The organism is Streptomyces sp. NPDC040545 (assembly GCF_055595065.1).
Map to the genome: position 1 here is coordinate 175936 of NZ_JBVIWA010000010.1, position 18932 is coordinate 194867.

Annotated in this window: 21 protein-coding genes; 13 read left to right on the forward strand and 8 right to left on the reverse strand. The window is 72.3% G+C overall.

Annotated features, from left to right (window positions below; all coding sequences use genetic code 11):
• Nucleotides 1–93: 93 nt before the first annotated feature.
• Entirely contained in the window at nucleotides 94–1113 is a 1020-nt protein-coding gene (locus ACZ573_RS20810; protein ID WP_471306199.1) for an AfsR/SARP family transcriptional regulator, read from the reverse strand.
• Between the two features lie 174 nt (nucleotides 1114–1287).
• Here ACZ573_RS20810 and ACZ573_RS20815 point away from each other — a divergent pair, with 174 nt between their 5' ends.
• From ACZ573_RS20815 to ACZ573_RS20825, 3 genes are all read left to right on the forward strand, one after another.
• Nucleotides 1288–2889, forward strand: coding sequence for a tryptophan halogenase family protein (locus ACZ573_RS20815; RefSeq protein WP_382548385.1), 1602 nt, complete (start codon nucleotides 1288–1290; stop codon nucleotides 2887–2889).
• Nucleotides 2890–2973: 84 nt separating this feature from the next.
• Complete coding sequence (locus tag ACZ573_RS20820) at nucleotides 2974–3606, forward strand: flavin reductase family protein (RefSeq protein ID WP_351156766.1); 633 nt, start codon at nucleotides 2974–2976, stop codon at nucleotides 3604–3606.
• A complete protein-coding gene (locus ACZ573_RS20825; RefSeq protein WP_471306206.1) occupies nucleotides 3593–4873 on the forward strand; it encodes a cation:proton antiporter domain-containing protein in 1281 nt (426 codons plus the stop codon). The genes ACZ573_RS20820 and ACZ573_RS20825 overlap by 14 nt, the downstream gene beginning before the upstream one ends.
• Before the next feature lie 52 nt (nucleotides 4874–4925).
• On the opposite strand, the gene ACZ573_RS20830 is transcribed toward ACZ573_RS20825, so the two are convergent.
• From ACZ573_RS20830 to ACZ573_RS20840, 3 genes are all read right to left on the reverse strand, one after another.
• The gene (locus ACZ573_RS20830; RefSeq protein ID WP_301372903.1) at nucleotides 4926–5351 is read right to left on the reverse strand and encodes a universal stress protein; all 426 of its coding nucleotides are present in this window, start codon (nucleotides 5349–5351) and stop codon (nucleotides 4926–4928) included.
• Between the two features lie 10 nt (nucleotides 5352–5361).
• Nucleotides 5362–6894 (reverse strand): APC family permease, encoded by a 1533-nt coding sequence (locus tag ACZ573_RS20835; RefSeq protein WP_471306212.1) that lies wholly within the window; start codon nucleotides 6892–6894, stop codon nucleotides 5362–5364.
• Nucleotides 6895–6981: 87 nt separating this feature from the next.
• Nucleotides 6982–7575 carry a histidine phosphatase family protein gene (locus ACZ573_RS20840; protein ID WP_471306215.1) on the reverse strand — a complete coding sequence of 198 codons (594 nt, stop codon included), beginning with the start codon at nucleotides 7573–7575 and terminating at the stop codon, nucleotides 6982–6984.
• A 69-nt stretch (nucleotides 7576–7644) separates the two neighbouring features.
• Here ACZ573_RS20840 and ACZ573_RS20845 point away from each other — a divergent pair, with 69 nt between their 5' ends.
• The 3 genes from ACZ573_RS20845 to ACZ573_RS20855 are packed head-to-tail and all read left to right on the forward strand — an operon-like array spanning nucleotide 7645 to nucleotide 9634.
• Nucleotides 7645–8406 (forward strand): YoaK family protein, encoded by a 762-nt coding sequence (locus ACZ573_RS20845; protein ID WP_471306218.1) that lies wholly within the window; start codon nucleotides 7645–7647, stop codon nucleotides 8404–8406.
• 25 nt (nucleotides 8407–8431) lie between these two features.
• Nucleotides 8432–8911, forward strand: coding sequence for an Lrp/AsnC family transcriptional regulator (locus ACZ573_RS20850; protein ID WP_301372899.1), 480 nt, complete (start codon nucleotides 8432–8434; stop codon nucleotides 8909–8911).
• 45 nt (nucleotides 8912–8956) lie between these two features.
• A complete protein-coding gene (locus ACZ573_RS20855; protein WP_471306221.1) occupies nucleotides 8957–9634 on the forward strand; it encodes an HAD family hydrolase in 678 nt (225 codons plus the stop codon).
• A gap of 59 nt (nucleotides 9635–9693) precedes the next feature.
• Here ACZ573_RS20855 and ACZ573_RS20860 read toward each other — a convergent pair whose 3' ends face one another.
• A complete protein-coding gene (locus ACZ573_RS20860) occupies nucleotides 9694–9915 on the reverse strand; it encodes a hypothetical protein (RefSeq protein ID WP_471306224.1) in 222 nt (73 codons plus the stop codon).
• A 102-nt stretch (nucleotides 9916–10017) separates the two neighbouring features.
• Between ACZ573_RS20860 and ACZ573_RS20865 the strand changes: the two genes are divergently transcribed.
• The 7 genes from ACZ573_RS20865 to ACZ573_RS20895 all read left to right on the forward strand — a co-directional run bounded on the left by ACZ573_RS20865 (nucleotide 10018) and on the right by ACZ573_RS20895 (nucleotide 15667).
• Nucleotides 10018–10347, forward strand: a complete 330-nt coding sequence (locus ACZ573_RS20865) for a cytochrome P450 (RefSeq protein ID WP_471306227.1) — start codon at nucleotides 10018–10020, stop codon at nucleotides 10345–10347.
• A 153-nt stretch (nucleotides 10348–10500) separates the two neighbouring features.
• Nucleotides 10501–10569, forward strand: a complete 69-nt coding sequence (locus ACZ573_RS20870; protein ID WP_351286961.1) for a putative leader peptide — start codon at nucleotides 10501–10503, stop codon at nucleotides 10567–10569.
• Between the two features lie 162 nt (nucleotides 10570–10731).
• Nucleotides 10732–11604 (forward strand): ABC transporter permease, encoded by an 873-nt coding sequence (locus ACZ573_RS20875; protein WP_471306228.1) that lies wholly within the window; start codon nucleotides 10732–10734, stop codon nucleotides 11602–11604.
• A complete protein-coding gene (locus ACZ573_RS20880; protein WP_471306231.1) occupies nucleotides 11577–12302 on the forward strand; it encodes an ABC transporter ATP-binding protein in 726 nt (241 codons plus the stop codon). Before ACZ573_RS20875 ends, ACZ573_RS20880 begins: the two co-directional genes overlap by 28 nt.
• A gap of 38 nt (nucleotides 12303–12340) precedes the next feature.
• Nucleotides 12341–13372 carry an ABC transporter substrate-binding protein gene (locus ACZ573_RS20885; protein WP_471306234.1) on the forward strand — a complete coding sequence of 344 codons (1032 nt, stop codon included), beginning with the start codon at nucleotides 12341–12343 and terminating at the stop codon, nucleotides 13370–13372.
• Nucleotides 13372–14514: an LLM class flavin-dependent oxidoreductase gene (locus tag ACZ573_RS20890; protein ID WP_471306237.1), complete on the forward strand. Its 1143-nt coding sequence runs from the start codon at nucleotides 13372–13374 to the stop codon at nucleotides 14512–14514. The genes ACZ573_RS20885 and ACZ573_RS20890 overlap by 1 nt, the downstream gene beginning before the upstream one ends.
• Before the next feature lie 13 nt (nucleotides 14515–14527).
• Entirely contained in the window at nucleotides 14528–15667 is a 1140-nt protein-coding gene (locus ACZ573_RS20895; protein WP_471306395.1) for an FAD-dependent oxidoreductase, read from the forward strand.
• 15 nt (nucleotides 15668–15682) lie between these two features.
• Here the strand turns inward: ACZ573_RS20895 and ACZ573_RS20900 are convergent, their stop codons facing one another.
• The 3 genes from ACZ573_RS20900 to ACZ573_RS20910 form a co-directional block, all read right to left on the reverse strand.
• On the reverse strand, nucleotides 15683–16039 hold the full coding sequence (locus ACZ573_RS20900; RefSeq protein ID WP_471306241.1) for a hypothetical protein: 357 nt from the start codon (nucleotides 16037–16039) through the stop codon (nucleotides 15683–15685).
• Nucleotides 16036–16899 carry an endolytic transglycosylase MltG gene (gene mltG / locus ACZ573_RS20905; RefSeq protein WP_471306244.1) on the reverse strand — a complete coding sequence of 288 codons (864 nt, stop codon included), beginning with the start codon at nucleotides 16897–16899 and terminating at the stop codon, nucleotides 16036–16038. The genes ACZ573_RS20900 and mltG overlap by 4 nt, the downstream gene beginning before the upstream one ends.
• A 63-nt stretch (nucleotides 16900–16962) precedes the next feature.
• Nucleotides 16963–18825, reverse strand: a complete 1863-nt coding sequence (locus tag ACZ573_RS20910; RefSeq protein WP_471306248.1) for an ABC transporter ATP-binding protein — start codon at nucleotides 18823–18825, stop codon at nucleotides 16963–16965.
• Nucleotides 18826–18932 lie beyond the last annotated feature (107 nt).

Genomic DNA, 18932 nt, shown 5'->3' on the forward strand with positions numbered 1-18932 from the left:
AGTCCTGTGGCTCGGTCGGCACGGTCAGCACGGTCACGGTGGGGTCCTCACTCGGTCGCGGGATCACGGGCTCGCTGAACAGCTGGGTCGGTGTCACGCGGTCGCCTGGTCGGCCGCGCGGGCCAGGGCGGCCGTGGCCCGGTTGTCGGGCCTGGCCCGCCGCACGGGGCGGGCCAGGGCGGTCGTACGGGCGTCCGGGCTCCAGGCGGGGGTCCCGGCGGGAGTCCCGGCCCGGCGGACCGCCGGCCGCAGCGCGCGGACGGTGGCGGGCGGGGCTCCGGTCACGGCGGAGACGGGGGCGGGGGCGGAGGCGGCCCTGGCGCGCGCCGCGGCCGGGATCAGGGTGTCCAGCAGCCGCTGGGTCTCGTGGCCGGGTGCCACGGCCAGCTCGTCGCGCATCCGGCGGGCGCACAGCTCGTACCAGCGCCGGACGCAGGCGAGTTCACCGCGCCGGCCGTGTGCGGTCATCAGCGCGCGGTAGGTCTCCTCGTGATGGCGGTCGATCTCCAGGGTGCGCTTGCAGACCTCGATCAGCTCCACGAAGTCCTCGCGCGCCTCGGCGTCGGCGCGCAGCACTCCCAGGGCCCGCAGCGCGAGCGCCCTGAGGTACTCGCGCTGTTCGACGACCCAGTCGGCGCTCTCGCCCCGCAGGAACTCGCCGCCGTAGAGACCGATCGCCGCCCGCAGCCGGGTGCGGGCGAGCGGGGCGTCGCCGGCCGCTGCGGCGCGCAGGCCGGTGTGCACCAGCTCCTGGAAGCGGTCGAGGTCGGACCACAGCCCGGTGATGTGCAGGACATAGCCGAAGTCCCGGTAGACCAGCCGGATCCCGGAGTCGCCGGGGCGGTCGGGGTGGGCGTCGAGCACCCGGCGCAGTGCGTGGGCGGCGACCTTCAGGGAGCTGCCCGCGGCGGCGTCGGCGCCGGGCCACAGGGAGGCGTAGAGCCGGTCCCGGGTGAGCATCTGGCCCCGGTGGACCACGAGGTACTGGAACAGGCCACGGGCCTTGCCGGCCCGCCAGCGCTGGACGGGGACGCCGTTGACGGTCAGCTCGAAGTCGCCCAGGAAGCGGACCCGTACCGCCGGCCCCGCCGTCCCGTTCGCTGCGGTGGTCATCGCGTCCTCCCGGTGGTTTTCAGCCTGCCGCTCTGCCTGCGAGGAGTGTGTCCGGGAGGTCTACGACGGCCCTACAACGGCCGGATCCGAGCTGTGTAGAGCGGTGATAGGGCGTTTTTCGACACTGATGAGCACGACCACCCGAACCGCCGAATCCGAAATGAGGGCTGTTTCATGACCAGCAGCGACACCCGGCTTCAGAAGGTCGTCATCCTGGGCGGCGGCACGGCCGGCTGGATGACGGCCGCATACCTCGGAAAGGCGCTGCAGGGAACGGTCGACATCACCGTGCTCGAAGCGCCGACGATCCCGCGCATCGGTGTCGGCGAGGCCACCGTGCCCAACCTGCAGCGCTCCTTCTTCGACTACCTGGGCATCGCCGAGGACGAGTGGATGCGGGAGTGCAACGCGAGCTTCAAGATGGCCGTGCGCTTCGTCAACTGGCGGACCGACGGGCAGGGCGAGTCGACGGCCCGCGAGCTGCCGGGCGGCGGTCCGGACCACTTCTACCACCCGTTCGGGCTGCTCCCCGACTACGACCAGACCCCGTTGTCGCACTACTGGTTCAAGCGCAAGTACGAGGGCCGCACCACCGAGCCGTTCGACTACGCCTGCTTCCGCGAGCCCCCGGTGATGGACGCGATGAAGGCCCCGCGCTGGCTCGACGGCCGGCCGGCCACCCGGTACGCCTGGCACTTCGACGCCCAGCTGGTGGCCGACTTCCTGCGCCGGTTCAGCACCGAGAAGCAGGGCGTGAACCACGTGCAGGACGAGATGGTGCGGGTCGAGCAGGACGAGCGCGGCTACGTGACCACGCTGCACACCAAGGGCGGACTGGCCCTGGACGCCGATCTGTTCGTGGACTGCTCGGGCTTCCGCGGCCTGCTGATCAACCAGGCGATGGAGGAGCCCTTCATCGACATGAGCGACCACCTGCTGTGCGACAGCGCGGTGGCGACGGCCGTCCCGCACGACGACGAGGCGAACGGTGTGGAGCCGTACACCTCGGCGATCGCCATGTCGTCCGGCTGGGCCTGGAAGATCCCCATGCTGGGGCGCTTCGGCACCGGCTACGTGTACTCCAGCAAGTTCACCGACCAGGACACCGCCACCCGCGAGTTCGCGGACATGTGGGGCCTGGACCCCGAGGTGACGAAGTTCAACCACATCCGTTTCCGCGTCGGCCGCAACCGCCGGGCGTGGGTGAAGAATGTCGTCAGCATCGGCCTGTCCTCCTGCTTCCTGGAGCCGCTGGAGTCGACGGGCATCTACTTCATCACCGCCGCGATCTACCAGCTGGCCAAGCACTTCCCGGACAAGACCTTCAACGACGGTCTGATCAACAGCTTCAACCACGAGATCGAGGTGATGTTCGACGACACCCGCGACTTCATCCAGGCGCACTTCTTCTACGCGCCGCGCAACGACACGCCGTTCTGGCAGGCCAACAAGAAGCTGACCCTCCCCGACAACATCCAGCAGAAGATCTCCGCCTACAAGGCCGGCCTGCCCATCAACTCGCCGATCACCGACGAGTCGACGTACTACGGCAACTTCGAGGCCGAGTTCCGCAACTTCTGGACCAACGGCAGCTACTACTGCATCTTCGCGGGCCTCGGCCTGGAGCCGGACGCCCCGCTGCCCTCCCTGGCGCACCGGCCGGACTCGGTGGCCAGTGCCGAACCCCTCTTCGACACGGTCAAGCGCCAGCAGCAGAACCTGCTGGAGACGCTGCCCAGCGCCTACGACTACCTGCGCCAGCTGCACGGCGCGTAAGGCCCACCGCTCCCACGGCCCGGCAGTACGGCTCTCCCGCCGGCTGCCGGGCCGCAGTTGCTTCAGCCACCTCAGGAGTCAGACATGCCCCACCGCTCCGTGCCCCATCCCGCAGCACCGGACGAGTCGGCCGGGGTCCAGCCGGCGGACCTCCGTCCCTTCATGGCCGCCTTCCCGACCGGGGTGTCCGTCGTCACCACCCTGGATTCCGATTCCGTGCCGCACGGCCTGACCTGCACCTCCCTCGCGAGCGTCGCCCTCGAACCGGCGACGCTCGTGGTGTGCATACGGGCGGCGAGCCCGACCCTCGCGGTGCTGCTCGCCGAGGGCCACTTCGCCCTCAACCTGCTGCACGAGCGGGCCCGCGGCACCTCGGACCTGTTCGCCTCCGGGGCGCCCGACCGCTTCGACCGCGTCGAGTGGCGGCTGCCGCTGGGGGCGGGCGGACCGCACCTGACGGCGGACGCCCACGCCGTCGCGGACTGCGCCGTGGTCAGAACCGTCGGCTTCGGGGACCACACGGCCGTCTTCGCCGAAGTCCGGCGGGTGACCGTGCGCGACGACCGGCAGCCGCTGCTCTACGGGCTGCGCCGCTACGCCCCCTGGTCCGCGGCGGCCGCGGCTCCCCAGCCGGCCGCACAGCCGGCCCCGCACCGCGACCTGCCCGCAGCCCTGCGTCCCGCCGCGCCCGAAGGAGGTACCCGTGTCGTCCGTTGACCCGCTGCCCGCCCTGCTGATCGCCGTTCCGGTGGTGATCCTGGCCAGTCAGGTGGGGGCCGCCGTCTGCCGCCGGTTCGGCCAGCCCCCGGTGGTGGGCGAGATCGCCACCGGCATCCTGCTGGGCCCCTCGCTGCTGGGCTGGCTCTGGCCGCAGGCCCAGCACACGCTCTTCCCGCCGTCCGTGCTGCCGTACACCTCGGTGCTCGGGCAGCTCGGGCTGCTCGCGTTCATGTTCCTGGTCGGACTGGAGCTGGACCTCAAAAGCCTGCGCGGTCACACCCGGGTCGCGGTGGCGGTGAGCCAGGCGGGCATGCTGCTGCCGCTGGCCCTGGGCGCACTGCTCGCCCTCGCCATGTACGGCGGGTTCGCCCCCGAGGGGGTGGGCCGGATGCCGTTCACCCTGTTCATGGCCGTGGCCATGGCCATCACCGCGTTCCCGGTCCTCGCCCGGATCCTCATCGACCGGGGCCTGTACGGGACTCCGCTCGGCGCCCTCGCCATGGCCTGCGCGGCCGTGGACGACGTCGTCGCGTGGTGCCTGCTGGCCCTGGTGGTGGCCCTCTCCACGGCCGGGTCCCCGATGGAGGCGGCCACCACGGCCGGACTCGCCGTGGCCTTCACGCTGGTGATGCTGTACGCGGTGCGGCCGCTGCTGGCCCGCTGGTCGGCCCGCGCCGACCGGGCCGGCGACGCGGCGGTGCTGGTGGCGCTCTTCAGCGGACTGAGCCTGTCCGCGCTGGCCACCGACCGGATCGGCGTGCACGCGCTGTTCGGGGCGTTCCTGTTCGGGGTGGTCACCCCGCGCACCGGGCAGCGCATCGAGGCCTCGGCGGCCCGGCTGCGCGCGTTCACGGTGCCCGTGCTGCTGCCGCTGTTCTTCGTGCACACGGGGCTGCGTACGGACATCGGGGGCCTGACGGCCTCGCCCGGGCTGTGGCTCTGGACGGCCGCGATCCTCTTCGTCGCCTTCCTCGGCAAGTGGGGCGGCGCAGCCGGCGCGGCGCGCGCGTGCGGAAGACCGTGGCGGGAGGCCCTGTCGATCGGCGCCCTGATGAACTGCCGGGGACTGACCGAGCTGGTGGTGCTCAATGTCGGCCTGGAACTCGGCGTCATCGGGCCGAAGTTGTTCACCATGCTGGTGCTGATGGCGCTGGTGACGACGGCGATCACCAGCCCCGCCCTGACCCGGCTGCGCGCCGGGAAGGAGGTGGGCGGCCGGGCCCCGGCGCAGGCCGAGCCCGAGAACGCCCTCTCCGGGCCCTGACGGGCGGGCCGCCGGGACCGGAGGGTGTCCGCCCCAGTCGCACCACGGCTGTTCAGGCGCCCTCCGGCCCGGTCGGTACGCACAGCACCGGGATCGGCGACAGGTGCAGGAGCTTGTGCGGGGTGGAGCCGAGCAGCGCACCGCGCATCGGGCTGTCGCCCCAGCTGCCGACGATGATGACGCGGGCGCGGTGGCGCTCGGCGGCGTCCAGCAGGGCCTGCGCGGGCTTCTCGTCGGCCACCTCGACCGTGGAGGGCACCCCGGCCGCGTCGGCCTCCTCGACGGCGTGCGCCAGCGCACTGCGGCCCGCCTGGCGGACGGCTTCGCGGTGGGCGCGGGACTCCTCGCCGGTGGCGCCCGGGGCGGCCGCGCCGTAGACGAGGACGAGGGGCTCGCCGAAGGCCGTGGCCACCTCCAGCGCCACTTCCAGGGCCCGTTCCGCGCCGGGTGATTCGTCGTATCCGAGGACCACGGACATCGGGGGCTCCCTAGGGGGTGGACCGGTGCTTCCCGGCATGGACGAGTTCCGGGTCGACGACGCCGCGGCGCTCCTGCCAGAACCTGCCGTCCCGGACCCGCCAGAAGCACATGACGGCCACGCCCACGAGCGCGATGCCGATGCCGATGACCAGCGGCGGGCCGAGCCCGAACCAGGAGACACCGCTGGCGGAGTTCTCCGGCTCGGACATGTCCCCGATCGACTCGACCAGCAGCCAGGTCAGCAGGCCGGCTCCGACCACAGGGCCGAGTCCGATCAGCAGGAAGTTGTGCAGGTTCTCGAAGAGGTGGCGGCGGTAGTAGATGGCGCAGGCCAGGCCGGTGAGCGCGTAGTAGAAGGCGATGAGCAGGGAGAGCGCGGTGAGCGAGTCCAGGAGCGCGTTCTCGCTGATCTGGTTGACCACGAGGTACCAGCCGATGGCGATGGCGGCCACCCACCACGTGCTCACGTCCGGGGTGCGGAACCTCGGGTGGATGTGGGCGAGCCGGTGCGGCAGTGCGTGCCGGCGGGCCATGGACAGGGCGGTGCGGGAGGCGGGGATGATCGTGGTCTGGGTGGAGGCGAGCGCCGAGGTGCAGACGGCGAGGAGCACCATCCAGTCCCAGCCACCCATGACCTCGTGGGCGAGGACCGCGAAGATGGCCTCCTCCTCGGCCGCGTTCTCGGCGAGGTAGACGGTGCCCGCGTAGGCGACGACCGCGAAGCCCACGGACAGGTAGGTGACCAGGAGGATCACGGTCGACCAGATGCCCGCCCGGCCGGGCGCGGTGGCGGAGTTCTCCACCTCTTCGGTGAGGTTGACCGCGGACTCCCAGCCCCAGTACATGAACACGCCGAGCAGCAGCCCGCCGGTGAGGGCGGCGCCGCCGGCGCCGAAGGGGTTGAGCCAGCTGCGTGACGGCTCGATCGAGTCCAGGGTGCTGGTGTCGGCGTAGACGCGGTAGATGGCGACCACGGCGAAGGCCAGCAGGAAGAAGACCTGGGCGAGGATGAGGATGTCCTGGAGGTGGGCAGAGAGTTCGGTGCCGATGACGCAGATGCCGGTCATGACCAGGATCACCACGACGGTGAGGATCTGCCGGATCCAGGCGTTGGCGGCCCAGCTGTCGAGTCCGAAGGCGAGCAGGCCGAAGTGCACGGCGACGTCCGCGAGTGAGCCGATGACGAGGACGCCGGTCATGGCGATGGCCCAGCCGCCGAGCCAGCCCGCCCAGGGACCCATGGCCCGGGTGACCCACGAGAAGGTCGTCCCGCAGTCCTGGTCGACCTTGTTGAGGTAGTAGAACGCGGCGGCGATGAGCAGCATCGGAACGAAGGAGGCCAGCATCACGCCCGGTGCGTAGATCCCGACCAGCGCCACGATCGGCCCGAGGACGGCGGCCAGGGAGTAGGCGGGCGAGGTGGAGTTCAGTCCGATGACGAGCGCGTCGAGGAATCCGATCGCGTTGGCCTTGAGCCTCGCGTCCAGGCCCTCCGGTCCGGCGCCCGCACTGCCGTCGTCCGTGTAGGAGTCGTGACCCATGTACGAATGGTCACGCAGACGGCACCACCGCGCGAGGCGAGGCGGCCGGGGTCGGGGCCGGGGTCCGGGCCTCGGTCGGAGCTCCGGTCAGGGACGGGTGTTCCAGCCGGCGATCACCGGAAAGCCGTGCTCCGTGGAGAGCACGCTGACGGTGCCGGTGCGCAGCAGGAACAGCCGGCCGTGCGCGGGCTCCAGCCGCAGGTAGCGGGCGGTGAGGACGCGCAGGAAGTGGCCGTGGGCGACGAGCACCACGTTGCCGCCGTCCGCGCGGAGCACGGGGGCGACGCGGGCCAGGGCCCGGTCGGCGCGGGCGCCCACCTGGGCGGCGCTCTCGCCGGGGTGCTCGGCGTCGCCGGGCGGAACGCCATGGGTCCACAGGGACCAGTCCGGGACGGTCTCCTGGATCTCCGCGGTGGTGATTCCCTCGTAGCCGCCGTAGTCCCATTCGTACAGGTCGGGGTCGGCCTGCCCGCCGGTGAGCCCGGCGAGCTCGGCGGTGGCGACGGCCCGGCGCAGCGGGCTGGTCAGGACCAGGGCCGGCTGCCGGTCCCGGAAGAAGGGGGCCAGCGAGATGGCCTCCTCGACCCCGCTCGCGGTCAGCGGCAGATCGGTGCGTCCCGTGTGGCGCCCGTTCGCGCTCCAGGCGGTCTCGCCGTGCCTCACCAGCAACAGGTCACTCATCCTTCGGACCCTATGCCTCCGGCATGTCGGCGCCGGGGCACCCGGGCGGGCGTGTCACTGTCGGGCGTCATGAACGAGAACCGGGAGGCCGGGCGGACGGCCGGTTCGCCGCTGCTCCCACCGCACATGCCCGCGCTGATGGTCGTACTGACCGGGGTGACCGGGATCGTGGAGGCGGCGAGCCTGCTGGCGCTCGGACCGGCCTTCACGGCGATGCAGACGGGCAACGTGCTGTTCCTGGCCTTCGGCGCGGCCGGGGCGGGGCGGCTGGAGACGCTCGCTCCCGGGATCTCCCTGGCCGCGTTCATCGTCGGGGTGGTCTGCGGATCGCATCTGGAGTCCGTGACCGAGATCCGCGGCGGGCGCTGGTTCGTCATCGGCCTCATCGCCGAGGCGGGGCTCATCCTGGCCGCCGCGGGGATCGGCTGGGGGCTGGCTCCGCAGTACGGATCCCCGGCCCCGCGGCATCTGGCGGCGACGGCGGTGCTGGCCCTGGCGATGGGACTGCGCAACACCACGATCATGCGGGCGAACGTGCCGGGCGTACCGACGACGCTGGTCACCCGGTCCATGACCGCCTTCCTGGGAGCTTCGGCCATGGGGCGGGAGAACGCGTACGGGTTCGGGACGGCCGGCTGGAGGCTGCGCGGCCTTTCCGTGCTGGCCATGTTCGCCGGCGGGTTCCTCGGGGCGCTGCTGCTGCGGGCCGGCTGGACCGTGGGCTGGCTGCTGCTGCCGGCCGCCGTGACGGTGCTGGTCGTGGGCCTGCTCTACCGGAGCCAGCCCGGGCTGCACACCGACCAGGCCCCTGGCCGGGAACGATCGGGGTGAACGGGGCCATTGGTACAGTCGTGGCGTGGCGGTGGACGAGCTCGACACCAGAATCCTGCGTCTGCTGATCGAGCAGCCGCGCACCAGTGTCCGCGAGTACGCCCGGATCCTCGGCGTGGCGCGCGGCACCCTGCAGGCACGGCTGGACCGGCTGGAGCGCACGGGCGTGATCACCGGAACCGGGCCGGTGCTCTCCCCCGCCGCACTGGGCCATCCGGTGCTGGCCTTCGTGCACATCGAGGTCACCCAGGGGCATCTGGACGAGGTGGGTGACGCGCTGGCCGCCGTGCCCGAGATCATCGAGGCCTTCTCGATCACCGGCGGCGGGGACCTGCTGACCCGTGTGGCGGCCCGCGACAACGGGCACCTGGAGGACGTGATCCAGCGGCTGATCCAGCTCCCGGGCGTGGTCCGCACGCGTACGGAGGTGGCGCTGCGCGAGCGGGTGCCGCACCGGCTGCTGCCGCTGGTCGAATCCGTGGGCCGAAATGCCGGCAAAACCTGACAGGATTACCGAGACAGGACACGAGCGGCAGGACGGGCCCCACGGATGATCACCGTCATATTCGATCTCGACGGCACCCTCGTGGACAGCGAGCCGAACTACTACGAGTCCGGGCGGCGCACCCTTGAGCGGCACGGCGTCCCCGATTTCACGTGGGAGCAGCACTCCCGCTTCATCGGCATCGGCACCCTGGAGACCCTGGAGATCCTGCGGGAGCGGTACGGGATCCGGGCACCGGTCGAGCAGCTGCTCGCCGAGCAGAACGCCGCCTACCTGGAGCTGGCCCGCACCCGGACCGAGGTCTTCCCGCAGATGCGGAAGCTGGTCGAGCGGCTGCGCACCGAGGGCGCGGCGATGGCGGTGGCCTCCGGCTCCTCGCTCGAGGCGATCGACGCGGTGCTGTCGGGCACCGGGCTGGACGCACTGTTGAGGACGGTGGTCTCCGCCGAGGAGGTCGCGCACGGCAAGCCCGCTCCGGACGTGTTCCTGGAGGCGGCCCGCCGGCTGGGCGCCGAGCCCGCCGACTGCGTGGTCGTCGAGGACGCGGCGCCCGGGGCCCGGGCCGCGCACGCCGCGGGCATGGCCTGCGTGGCGGTCCCGTACACCATGGACATCGCGGGGGACCCGGCCTTCGCCTCCGCCGGCCTCCTCTTCCCGGGCGGCCACCGGGAGTTCAGCGCGGACGCGGCGTACGACTGGCTGGCCGCACGCCGGACCGCATAGCTCCTCCGGTGGATGGATCCCGCTCGGGGGTGGTGCCGAACGGGCCCGGCGGGCGGATCTCAGGTTTCGGGACGGGCCAGGCGGCCGAGCAGGGCCACCGCGTCGGCGATGGGCACCGGCCGGAAGGACTGCGCGGCCTGCTCGACGGCGGCGATCGCCCGCGGGGCCAGCTCGGCGCCGGCGTCGGTGACGCGCAGCCGTTCGGCGCGGGTGTCGGCCGGGTCGACCGCACGCCCGACGAGCCCTTTGTGTTCCAGGGTGCGCAGGACCTGGGAGGTCATCTTGACGTCGGTACCGGCCTGGCGGGCGACGGCCAGCTGGGGGCGACGCTGGGCGGGCGCGCGGTACCGGCCGGGACCTCGGTATGGACCAGCCCCTGGTCGATGCACCGCGACGCCCGGTGGTTCCCGGATCCGGAGGCCTTCCGCCCCGAGCGGTGGGACGCGGACGCCCCGCATCCGGTGCCCGAACACGCCTGGTTCCCCTTCGGCGGCGGCCCGCGGGCCTGCCTGGGAGCGCGGTTCGCACTGGTGGAGGCCGCGCTCGTACTCGCCGTACTGGCGCAGCGGTTCCACCTCGACAGCGGCAGCGAACGGGCCGGGGTCTTCCCGGGGCTCACCCTGCAGCCGACCGGACCGGTCCTGGCGACCCTGCGCCGTACCGGCAGCGGCACCAGCACGGGGAGCGGCACGGACGAGGCGAAGGCCCGTTGAGCCACCGGGTTCCCTGGGGCTCCGCGCCAGACCCCGCTCCTCGAACGCCGGAGGGGCTGAACCATGCTTTCGAGACGGCAGGTCCAGTGGGCGAGACACCATTGACCCCTCCCCGGCCAGGTGGCTAGGTTTCGCCGCATGTTGCGTTCAGCCATGCTCACCACGCGCGGTCACATCGACCTGCTGCGGGTGGCCTCCGCCGCGTGTCGCCGCGGCTGCTGACGCCCTTTTCCTGATCTGTCACGAGCGCCGCGCGCTCTTTCCCGGCGTGCCCGCACACCTCTGAACCCCTCCCCCGCCCGGCCCCTTCCGGCCGTGCCGGTGCGAGGGCGCTCGGTGTGCGCGCTGCCGCCCGCCTCGCCGCCCTCCTTTCGTGGAGCCTCCATGAGCACCAGCATCAGCCATGCCCCGCCGGACCGGTCGCCCGCGCCGACCTCCGCGCGGCCCGCCGCCCCCGAGCTCGTGGCCGTCGTGGCGACCTCCGCGCGGCGTCGTCCCGTACCCCGCTGGATCCGCCGGACCGCGGGCCCGCTGCTGCTGCTCGCGCTGTGGCAACTGGCCAGCACGCTCGGGTGGTTGCCGGCCGACACGCTCGCACCACCGTCCACCATCGCGTCCGCCGGGGCGGATCTGATCGGGGACGGGACACTGCCCGGGGCGATGGCCGTGTCCCTGCAGCGCGTCGCGATCGGGCTGGTGATCGGGGGTACGGCGGGCACGGTGCTCGCGCTGCTGTCCGGACTGTCGCGGCTCGGCGAGGACCTGATCGACGCGAGCGTGCAGATGCTCCGCACGGTGCCCTGGGTGGGTCTCATCCCGCTGTTCATCATCTGGATGGGCATCGGCGAGGCGCCGAAGGTCGCCCTGATCGCGCTCGGGACCGCCTTCCACCTGTACCTGAACGTGTACGCGGGGATCCGCGGGGTGGACGAGCAACTGATCGAGGCGGGCGGGGCGCTGGGGCTCGGACGGTGGGGCCTGGTGCGGCACGTCGTGCTGCCCGGCGCGCTCCCCGGCTTCATGACCGGCCTGCGGTACTCGCTCGCGACCGCCTGGCTGGCCCTGGTCTTCGGGGAGTCCATCAATGCCGACGCCGGGATCGGCTTCCTGATGAACCAGGCGCGCGAGTTCTTCCGTACCGACGTGATCGTCGTCTGCCTCGTCGTCTACGCCTTCCTCGGCCTGACCGCCGACCTCCTCGTCCGTACTCTCGAAAGGCTGCTGCTGCAATGGCGACCGACGTTCACGGGGCAGTAGCCACCACCGCCGCTGCCGTCGAGGTCACCGGGCTGACCCGGTCCTTCGACGGGCGGCCCGTCATCGACGGGCTCGATCTGACCCTGCGCGCGGGGGAGTTCACCGTCCTGCTCGGGCGCAGCGGCTGCGGCAAATCCACCCTGCTGCGGATCCTGGCGGGCCTGGACCGGGAGATCGAGGGCGAGGTACTGGTACCGGAGCGGCGGGCGGTGGCCTTCCAGGCGCCGCGGCTGATGCCCTGGAAGCGGGTCTGGCACAACGTCCTGCTCGGGCTGCCGGGCCGGCCCGAGCGCGAGCGCGCCGAGCGGGCGCTGGCCGAGGTCGGGCTGGAGCACCGTATGGACGCCTGGCCCAAGACCCTGTCCGGAGGTGAGGCCCAACGGGCCTCGCTGGCCCGGGCGCTGGTGCGCGAACCGGATCTGCTCCTGCTGGACGAGCCGTTCGGCGCCCTGGACGCGCTGACCCGGATCAAGGCCCAGGAGCTGGTGGCCCGGCTGTGGCAGCGGCGCGGCTGCGCGGTGCTGCTGGTGACGCACGACGTCGACGAGGCGGTGCTGCTGGCCGACCGGATCCTGGTGATGAGCGAGGGGCGCATCGCCCACGACACCCGGGTTCCGCTGGAGCGGCCTCGCTCGGTCGGCGCTCCGGGGTTCGCGGCGCTCCGCACCCGGCTGCTCGCCGAACTCGGCGTCTTCTGAACACCTTTCACCCCGTCAAGAGAACGAAGAGACACGACATGAGACGCCATTCCCTGCCCCTGCTCGCCACCCTCGTCCCGCTGTCCCTGGCCCTGACCGCCTGCGGCGCCGGCTCCGCCGCCGACAGCGGCGCGGCGGCGGCCGGGAGCGGTGCCAAGGTCACGCTCAGCGTCGGGGACCAGAAGGGCGGCAACGAGTCGCTGCTGAAGGCCGCCGGGGAGCTGGAGAACCTCGACTACACCATCAAGTGGTCCACCTTCACCTCCGGTCCGCCGCTGCTGGAGGCCGTCAACGCCAAGGCCGTGGACATCGGCGGCGTGGGCAACACCCCGCCCGTGTTCGCCGCGGCCGCCAAGTCGAAGATCACCGTGGTGGCCGCCACGCACGGCTCCTCCGCGGGCGAGGCGATCCTCGTGCCGAAGGGGTCCGCCCTCCGGTCCGCCGGCGACCTGCGCGGCAAGAAGATCGCGGTGGCGCAGGGCAGTTCGGCCCACTTCCAGCTCATCGCCAGCCTGGAACAGGCCGGCCTGGGGCCCACCGACGTGACGGTCAACTTCCTCCAGCCCGCCGACGCGCTGGCCGCCTTCAACAGCGGCTCGGTCGACGCCTGGGCGGTCTGGGACCCGTACACCTCCCAGGTGCTGCGCACCGGAGCCCGGATCCTGACCTCCGGCGAGGGGCTCGTCAACGGGCTCGGCTTCCAGGTCGCGGCGCCCGCCGCCCTGGAGGACGCGGGCAAGAGCAAGGCCATCGGCGACTACCTGAAGCGGCTGCAGCGCGCCCAGGACTGGGTGTTCAAGCACCCGGAGGAGTGGGCGAAGGTCTGGGCGAAGGAGACGGGGCTGCCGTACGAGGTGGCCCTGGACGCGGTCCGGCGCAGCAACGGCACCCGTGTGCCGGTCGCCGTCGACGACGCTGCCGTGGTCTCCGAGCAGAAGATCGCCGATACCTTCACCGAGCTGAAGCTGATCCCGGGCAAGGTCGTCTTCAAGGACTTCGTCGACCCCCGTTTCAACGGCGGCCTGCCGCCGTCCACCACCGCCCCGCGTAGGTACGGGAAGGACTCCTGATGACCGTCCGCCTGCACTGGTTCCTGCCCACCGGCGGCGACGGCCGCACCCTGGTCGACCGGCACGCCTACGCGCACAACACGTCCGCGCCCGGGGTGCGCGAGCCCGACATCGAGTACCTCGCGCAGATCGCCAAGGCGGCCGAACGGCTCGGCTTCGAGGCGGTGCTGACCCCGACGGGCACCTGGTGCGAGGACGCCTGGCTGACGACGGTGGCGCTCTCGCAGCACACCGAGCGGCTGAAGTTCCTGGTGGCCTTCCGGCCCGGGGTGATCTCGCCGACGCTCGCCGCCCAGATGGCCGCGACCTACCAGCGGATCACCCGCGGCCGGCTGCTGCTCAATGTGGTGACGGGCGGCGACTCGGCCGAGCAGCGGCGGTTCGGCGACCACCTCGACCACGACCGCCGCTACGAGCGCACCTCCGAGTTCCTCTCCGTCGTACGGGGCGCCTGGCGCGGGGAGCCGTACGACTTCCGGGGCGAGCACTACCGGATCGACGGCGGGCTCACCGCGCTGCCGCCGGACCCGCTGCCGGAGATCTTCTTCGGTGGGTCCTCGGCGGCGGCCGGGCCGGTCGCGGCCGAGCACGCCGATGTGTACCTGACCTGGGGCGAGCCGCCGCAGCAGGTGAAGGAGAAGATCGACTGGATCCGTTCGCTGGCGGAGGAGCGTGGGCGGACGGTGCGGTTCGGCATCCGGCTGCACACCATTTCGCGCGACTCGGCGAAGGAGGCCTGGGGCGCGGCGGACCGGCTGCTCGGGGAGCTGTCGGACGCGGACATCGCCCGCGCGCAGTCCCTGCTGGGCACGAGCGAGTCGGTGGGTCAGCAGCGGATGCTGGCCCTGCACGGCGGCTCCCGGGACGGGCTGGAGATCTCGCCGAACCTGTGGGCGGGGGTGGGGCTCGTCCGCGGCGGCGCCGGTACGGCCCTGGTCGGCAGTCACGGCGACGTGGCGGACCGGATCGAGGAGTACCACGCGCTCGGGAACGAGAACTTCGTCCTGTCGGGCTACCCGCACCTGGAGGAGGCCTACTGGTTCGGCGAGGGGGTGACCCCGGAGCTGGCCTCGCGCGGCCTGCTGGCGCCGTCGGCCGTGTCCGCGGCCCGGGAAGATCCGGCGGCCGCCGCGAGTTGGTAGAACCGTGAACGACATGACGTGGGGCGTGGACGCACCGGTGGACGTGCCGGTCGACGTGGACGTGGTGGCCGACGTGGACGTGGTGGTCATCGGCGCCGGGCAGGCCGGCCTGTCCAGCGCCTACCACCTGACCCGGGCGGGGCTCGACCACGTGGTCCTCGACCATGCGCCCCGCCCGGGCGGCGCCTGGCAGTTCCGCTGGCCCTCGCTCACGTACGGCAAGGTCCACGGCATGCACGCCCTGCCCGGCATGGAGCTGACGGGCGCCGACCCGCTGCGGCCGTCGTCGCAGGTCATCGGGGAGTACTTCGCCGCCTACGAGGACCGCTTCGGCCTGCGCGTACGCCGGCCCGTGGACGTGTCCGCCGTCCGCGAGGGGGAAGCGGGGCGGCTGCGCGTGGAGACCTCGGCCGGCATCTGGTCGGCCCGGGCCCTGGTCAACGCCACCGGCACCTGGGACCGGCCGTTCTGGCCGCGCTACCCGGGCCAGGAGATCTTCCGCGGCCGGCAGCTGCACACCGCGAACTACCCGGGGCCGCAGGAGTTCGCGGGGGCACGAGTGATCGTCGTCGGCGGCGGCACCTCAGCGGTGCAGCACCTGCTGGAGATCGCCGAGGTGGCGGCGGGGACCACCTGGGTGACCCGGCGGCCCCCGGTCTTCCGCGACGGGAGCTTCGGCGAGGCCGAGGGCCGGGCCGCGGTGGCCCGGGTGGACGAGCGCGTGCGCCGGGGCCTGCCGCCGCAGAGCGTGGTCAGCGTGACGGGACTCCCGCTGAACGACGCCGTCCGGGCCGGTCTGGCCTCGGGCGTGCTGGCCCGGCGGCCCGTCTTCGACCGGCTCACCGCCACGGGCGCCGTCTGGGCCGACGGGAGCCACGTGGACGCGGACGTCATCCTGTGGGCCACCGGATTCCGGGCGGCCGTCGACCATCTCGCCCCGCTGCGTCTGCGCGAGCCGGGCGGAGGCATCCGGGTCGAGGGGACCCGGGCCGTCCGCGACGAGCGGATCCACCTGGTGGGCTACGGCCCGTCGGCGTCGACCATCGGCGCCAACCGCGCGGGCGGTGCCGCGGTCCGCGAGATCCGCCGGCTCCTGAGCCGTGAACGGGCCGGCGCCCCGGTCCGGGTCCCGGTCACGGTCCCCGCGGCCTGAGCCCGGCGGCGGCCCTCAGCCGGCCTGGGCCTCCGGTTCCCCGAGAGGGATGATCCGGTCCGGGGCGCCGCCGGCCGCTCGGGCCTCACGGGTCGGGTACACCCAGCCCGCCCCGTCCCGTACGGCCAGAACGGGATCGGTCCAGCTCTCGGCGGCCGCAGCGGCCTTCGCTTCCGCCTCCATGCGCGCCCGGATGTGCTTGCCGATGGACTCCGCGTCGAATGCCGGCCCGTCGCTCGCTTCGGCACTCGCGTCGTCCTTCGCTTCAGCCTTCGTTTTCGCTCTCCATGGCCATTTCACGGTTCGCCCCTCGGTCCACACTTCCGGCAGGCCGCCGATCGTAGAACCGCTGCCGGGGCCGGTGCCCGTCATTTCCCGGCGGGACCGGCCTGACCTGTGCGGGAGTCGGCGCCCGCGCGGATCCGGTTGAACTGCGCGACGTGCTTCCTGTGTTCCTCGTACGTCGCCGAGAAGCGGGTGTCCCCCGGCTTGACGGTGACGAAGAACAGCCAGTCGCCGGGCGTCGGGGCGACGGCGGCCGCCATCGCCTCCAGTCCCGGGCTGTCGATCGGCGTGGGTGGCAGTCCCTGGCGTGCGTAGGTGTTGAAGGGGCTGTCGATCCGGGTGTCGCTCAGTTTGGTGTCCACGGTGCTGCGGTTCAGCGCGTAGTTGATGGTGGAGTCCATCTGGAGCGGCATCGACTTCGCCAGCCGGTTGTGCACCACCCGTGCGACCTTGCCCATGTCGGCGCGGCCCTCGGCCTCCGCCTCGATGATGCTCGCCAGGGTGGCCGTCTGGTACGGGGTCATCCCGTGGGCCTTGCCGCCGTCGGCGACGGCCCGGGTGGCGAGCTTCTGGTTCGCCGTCCGCACCATGTGCGTGAGGAGGGCGGCCGGGGTGGACTTCGAGGTCACCGGGTACGTCGCCGGGAAGAGGTAGCCCTCCGGATTGCCCTTGGCCTCCGCGGGCAGGGCCAGCCCGGCGGTCGCGACCGCCGCCTTCGTGGAGCCCGGCGGGAGCTTCAGCTCGCGGTCGACCGCGGCGTACACCTGCGGGGCCCGCCATCCCTCGGGGATGACCAGCCGGCGCGGCGTTTCCGGCACGTCGCCACCGCGCAGTATCGGGATCAGGGCTGCCGCACCGAGGGCGAACAGTGTGCCGAGGAAGAGCGCCAGCCGGCCCCGGCGGGTCAGCCGGGAACGGCGCTGCGGCGGCCGGTACTCATGGCGCATACGGGAACGCTAACCGGCGATTCGTAGTATTTCCCGCACCGGACCCGTGTGCCGGTCGTACGGTCACACATTTACCGGAGCCAGCTGGACGCCCTCGGGCGGTTCGGGCGCCAGCGCGGCGTCCCGGTCCCGGCGGACCAGGGCCGCGTACCGGCCGTCCGCCTTCAGCAGCTCCTCATGGGTGCCGCGCTCGGCGATGCGCCCGGAGTCCAGGACGACGATCTGGTCGGCGTCGCGGACGGTGGAGAGGCGGTGCGCGATGGTGATGGTCGTGCGGCCCGCGGAGAGGTTGTCGATGGCCCGCTGGACGGCGTGCTCGGTGCGGGTGTCCAGGGCGCTGGTGGCTTCGTCGAGGATCAGCACCGGCGGGTCCCGCAGGATGGTGCGCGCGATGGCCAGACGCTGCTTCTCACCGCCGGAGAACCGGTAGCCGCGCTCGCCGACCAGGGTGTCGTACCCGTCGGGCAGGGAGGCGATGTGGTCGTGGATCTGAGCCGCGCGGGCCGCCTCGGCGATCTCCTCATCGGTGGCGTCCGGCTTGGCGAAGCGCAGGTTGTCGGCGACCGAGGCATGGAAGAGGTAGGTCTCCTGGGAGACCACGCCGATGGAGCGGGCCAGCGAGTCGAAGTCGAGGTCGCGCACGTCCACCCCGTCGAGGGCGACCCGTCCACCGGTGACGTCGTACAGCCGGGGCACCAGGTAGCTGAGCGTGCTCTTGCCGGAGCCGGTCGGGCCGACGACAGCCAGGGAGCCGCCGGCGGGAACGGTGATGTCGATCCCCGAGAGGGTCGGACCGTTCTTGGTGTCGTACGTGAAGTGCACGTCCTCCAGGGTGACCTCGCCCTTGGCCCGGTCCAGCCGCACCGCGTCGGCGCGCTCGGTGATGTCCACCGGGAGGTCGAGGTACTCGAAGATGCGGGCGAACAGCGCGAGGGAGGTCTGTATCTGCACGCCGGTCGACAGCAGGCTCACGGCGGGCCGGAACAGGCCCTGCTGGAGCGTGACGAAGGCGACGAGAGTGCCGACGGAGAGTGAGGGGGCGCCCGTCTGGAGGGCTATGCCGGCCGCCCAGTAGATGAGGGCGGGCATCGCGGCCATGACGATGCCGATGGTGGACATCCGCCAGCGCCCGGCCATGCTGGAGCGCACCTCCAGGCCGACGAGCTTCTCGGACTCGGCGGAGAAGGCGGAGGTGAGGGACTCGGAGCGGCCCATGGTGCGGCCGAGCAGGATGCCGCTGACCGAGAGCGACTCGGTGACCGTCGCGGCCATGGCGGCCATCTGCTTCTGTCGCTTCATCGTGATCTTCTTGCGCTCCCGGCCGACCCGCCGGCTGATCCACACGAAGACGGGGAGCAGGAGGAGCGAGACGAGGGTGAGCCGCCAGTCGAGCGCGAGCATGGCGACCACGGAGGCGATGACGGCCGTCAGGTTCGAGACGAGCGAGGTCGCGGTGGAGGTGACGGTGGCCTGCATCCCGCCGATGTCGTTGGCGATGCGGGACTGCACCTCTCCGGTGCGGGTCCGGGTGAAGAAGGCCAGCGGCATCCGCTGGAGCTGCGCGTAGACGGCGGTGCGCAGGTCGTGCATGACGCGCTGGCCGACGGTGGTGGAGATCAGGGTCTGGAGCACGCCGAAGACGCTGGTGACGACGGCGGTGAGGATCATGCCGAGCGCGAGCAGGCTGAGCAGCCCGGTGCGGCCCTGCGGGATCGCGACGTCGAGTATCTCCCGGAGCATGAACGGCGAGGCGACGCCGACCAGCGAGGAGGCGCCGACCAGCAGGCCGACGACGGCGAGCCGGCCGCGGTAGGGCCGGAACAGCCCCACGATGCGGCGCAGCTCACGCGGCTGCTCCGCCGGGGCGGGCCGGGCGGGGTCGATGGGGTCTTTCGATGGGATCCACTTCGGTTCGTCGTGCGGCATGGGCACCCTCTCGGGGGTCAGGAGTCAGGGTCTGGGTCCTCGCGGTGTCCCCTTCGGTGAAGTCGGGGCCATTGGAGCATAGGTCATTGTTACCTATACTCACAATG